Here is a 3,756-nt window from a genome sequence, read left to right as displayed (position 1 = left end):
ACCTACGGCCTGGCCGTGCTGCACGCCGACTTCCCCGACCGGATCGTGGTCGCCCGCAACGGCAGCCCGCTGATCATCGGCGTGGGTGACAAGGAGATGCACGTGGCCTCCGACCTGGCGGCCCTGGTCCGCTACACGACCACCGTGGTCCACCTCAACGACGGTGAGATGGCGACGCTGACCGCGAACGGCTACACGACCTACCGCGAGGACCTCAGCGCCACGGACCACCGGGCCAAGAAGCTGGACATCGACCCGGCCTCCTACGACGCGGGCGAGCACGAGTCCTTCATGCGCAAGGAGATGCTGGAGCAGCCGGACGCCGTCGAGCGGACCATCCGCGGCCGGCTCGACGAGCGGTTCGGCACCTCGCACCTCGGCGGCCTCGAGATGGACGCCCGCGACCTCCGCGCGGTCAAGCGGGTCAAGATCCTCGGCTGCGGCTCGGCCTACTACGTCGGCCAGATGGGCGCCCAGCTCATCGAGGAGCTGGCCCGGGTGCCCGCGGACGCCGAGGCGGCCAGCGAGTTCCGCTACCGCAACCCGATCATCGACCCGGACACCCTGTACGTCGCGGTCAGCCAGTCCGGCGAGACCGTCGACACCCTGCTCGCCGTGCAGGAGATCCGCCGCAAGGGCGGGCGCTGCATCGGCCTGGTCAACGTCGTGGGGAGTGCGATCGCCCGCGAGTGCGACGGCGGCATCTACCTCCACGCCGGCCCCGAGGTTGCGGTCGCCTCGACGAAGGCGCTCACGACGATGTACGTCGGGTTCGCGCTGCTCGCCCTGCAGCTCGGCCGGGTCCGGGACCTGTCCATCGCCGACGGCAAGCGGCTGGTCGCCGGCCTGCAGCGGCTGCCGGGCGACCTGGACAAGGTGCTGGCCCTCGAGTCCGACCTCGTCCCCGTGGCCGTGCGGCTCGCCAAGGCCGAGAGCCTCTTCTTCATCGGCCGGGTGCGCGGCTACCCGGTCGCCCGCGAGGGAGCGCAGAAGTTCAAGGAGGTCACCTACCGGCACGCGGAGGCCTACCAGACCTCGGAGCTCAAGCACGGCCCGCTCGCGCTGATCGACAAGCGGGTGCCGACCGTGGCGATCGTCCCCGACGACGAGCTCGCCGACCGCAACGTCGGTGCGCTCCACGAGATCTCCGCCCGGGGCGGGCCGCTGGTGGTCATCACGCACCCCGACGTCAATCTGGGTGACGTCCAGGACCGGGTGCTGCGCATCGACGTACCCCGCAACGAGCGGGAGCTCGACCCGATCCTGCTGACCGTGCCGCTGCAGCTGCTGGCCTACCACGCGGCCCTGCACCTCGAGCGGGACATCGACAAGCCGCGCAACCTGGCGAAGTCGGTGACGGTCGAGTGAGCGACGGGCGCGTCGAGACCACCGCAGCGTGGCACCCGAGGTGACCCAGGTGACCCACCCCACCGCAGCCACGAATACGGCCAGGCTCGACACACGCCCTACCGTTGACAGGTGACCGACACCGAGCAGCAGAGCTTCGCCGACCTCGGCCTCGCCGACGGCGTGCTCGCCGCGGTGCAGGCCGCCGGCTACGAGACGCCGTCGCCGATCCAGGCCGCGACGATCCCGCCGCTGCTCGAGGGGCGCGACGTCGTGGGCCTCGCCCAGACCGGCACCGGCAAGACCGCGGCGTTCGCGCTGCCGATCCTGTCCCGCCTCGACCTGTCGCAGAAGAGCCCGCAGGCGCTGGTCCTCGCGCCGACCCGCGAGCTGGCGCTCCAGGTGTGCGAGGCCTTCGAGCGGTACGCCGCGCAGGTGCCCGGGGTGAAGGTGCTGCCCGTCTACGGCGGCCAGGGCTACGGGGTCCAGCTCAGCGCGCTGCGCCGTGGCGTTCACGTCGTCGTGGGCACGCCCGGCCGGATCATGGACCACCTCGAGAAGCGCACGCTCGACCTGACCGAGCTGCGCTTCCTGGTGCTCGACGAGGCCGACGAGATGCTGAGCATGGGCTTCGCCGAGGACGTCGAGACGATCCTCGCGGACACCCCGTCCGACAAGCAGGTCGCGCTGTTCTCGGCCACCATGCCTGCTGCGATCCGCCGGCTGTCGTCGACGTACCTGCACGACCCGGTCGAGATCACCGTCAAGAACACCAGCCAGACCACGCCGAGCATCACCCAGCGCTACCTGATGGTCTCCTACCCCCAGAAGGTGGACGCCCTCACCCGCATCCTCGAGGTGGAGAACTTCGAGGGGATGATCGTCTTCGTCCGGACCAAGAACGAGACCGAGACCCTCGCCGAGAAGCTGCGGGCCCGCGGCTACTCAGCGACTGCGATCAACGGTGACGTCGTGCAGAACGTCCGGGAGCGGACCGTCAACCAGCTCAAGAAGGGCGAGCTCGACATCCTGGTCGCCACCGACGTCGCCGCCCGCGGCCTCGACGTGGAGCGGATCAGCCACGTCGTCAACTACGACATCCCGACGGACACCGAGTCCTACGTGCACCGGATCGGGCGCACCGGCCGGGCCGGCCGCAAGGGCGACGCGATCTCGTTCATCACCCCCCGCGAGCGCTACCTGCTCAAGCACATCGAGAAGGCGACCAAGCAGACGCTGGTGCAGATGTCGCTGCCGAGCGTCGAGGACGTCAACAGCACCCGGCTGGCCCGGTTCGACGACGCGATCTCGGCGGCCCTGGGCGAGACCGAGCGGGTGGACTTCTTCCGCGACGTCGTCGCGCACTACGTCAGCGAGCACAACGTGCCCGAGGTCGACGTCGCCGCGGCCCTGGCCGTCGTGCTCCAGGGTGACCAGCCCCTGCTCCTCGACCCGGAGAAGGAGCGCCCGATCCGGGCACCGCGCGAGGAGCGCGACGAGCGCGGCGAGCGCGCGGCCGGGGCCAAGGCCGAGCGGCACCGGGCGCGGAGCGACAGCGACCTGGCGACTTACCGGATCAGCGTGGGCAAGCGGCACAAGGTCGAGCCGCGCCAGATCGTCGGCGCCATCGCCAACGAGGGCGGCCTGTCGCGCAAGGACTTCGGCGCGATCTCCATCCGCCCGGACTTCTCGCTGGTCGAGCTGCCCGCCGAGCTGCCCGCCTCGACCTGGGACGCGCTGCGCAGCACCCGCATCTCCGGCAAGCTGATCGAGCTCAGGCGGGACGAGGGCAGGCCCGGCGGCCGCCCCGACCCGAAGCCGGCCGGCAAGAAGCCGCGGCACAAGAAGAGCTGACCGCTACCGGAGCCACTGCACCATCGCCGCCGCGGCCGTCCCACCGGACGCGACCGCCGAGACCACCGAGGCCATCGGCATCGGCAGGGCGGCCACGTGCGCCATGTCACCGGCGGCGTGCACCCCGGGGAGGCTGGTGCGCCCCAGCGCGTCGACCTCGACGCAGCCGGAGGGCTGCATCGCGAGACCGAGCTGCTCGGCGAACGGCGCCGCCTGCGCGATGGCCGTCGAGACGTAGAGCCCGGCGACCTCCTCGTCCGGTCCCTCGGTGAACGCGACCCGGGCGCCGACGGGCGACGGGCAGACACCGGCGACCGGCTCGGTACGGACGGCGACCCCGGGCGGCAGCTCGGCCTCGAGCTCGGCGCCGTCGGTCAGCACGGTGATCCGGGACACCACTGGTCCGAGGATCCCCGGCAGGTGCCCGGCCCCAGCCACCCCCAGGAGGGCGATGGGCTGCCCGGCGAACTCGTGGCCGTGGCAGAAGGGACAGTGGGCGACGACGCTGCCGAACAGCTCGGTCAGGCCGGGCTTGTCGGGAAGCGTGTCGCGGAC

The 3,756-nt window shown here is 71.5% G+C and carries 3 protein-coding genes; 2 read left to right on the top strand and 1 reads right to left on the bottom strand.

Going from position 1 to position 3,756, the window contains the following annotated elements:
- Positions 1 to 1,368: glutamine--fructose-6-phosphate transaminase (isomerizing) (gene glmS, locus JHD21_RS07645; protein WP_292673058.1), on the top strand; the 1,368-nt coding region annotated here is incomplete at its 5' end.
- Between the two features lie 111 nt (positions 1,369 to 1,479).
- Complete coding sequence (locus tag JHD21_RS07640) at positions 1,480 to 3,201, top strand: DEAD/DEAH box helicase (protein WP_292673056.1); 1,722 nt, start codon at positions 1,480 to 1,482, stop codon at positions 3,199 to 3,201.
- A 3-nt stretch (positions 3,202 to 3,204) separates the two neighbouring features.
- Here the strand turns inward: JHD21_RS07640 and JHD21_RS07635 are convergent.
- The coding region (locus JHD21_RS07635) for an FAD-dependent oxidoreductase (RefSeq protein WP_292673053.1) at positions 3,205 to 3,756 on the bottom strand (552 nt) is incomplete at its 5' end.

This window comes from Nocardioides sp., from assembly GCF_016462705.1.
Lineage (GTDB): Bacteria > Actinomycetota > Actinomycetes > Propionibacteriales > Nocardioidaceae > Nocardioides.
This window is presented reverse-complemented; position numbering and strand designations above follow the sequence as displayed.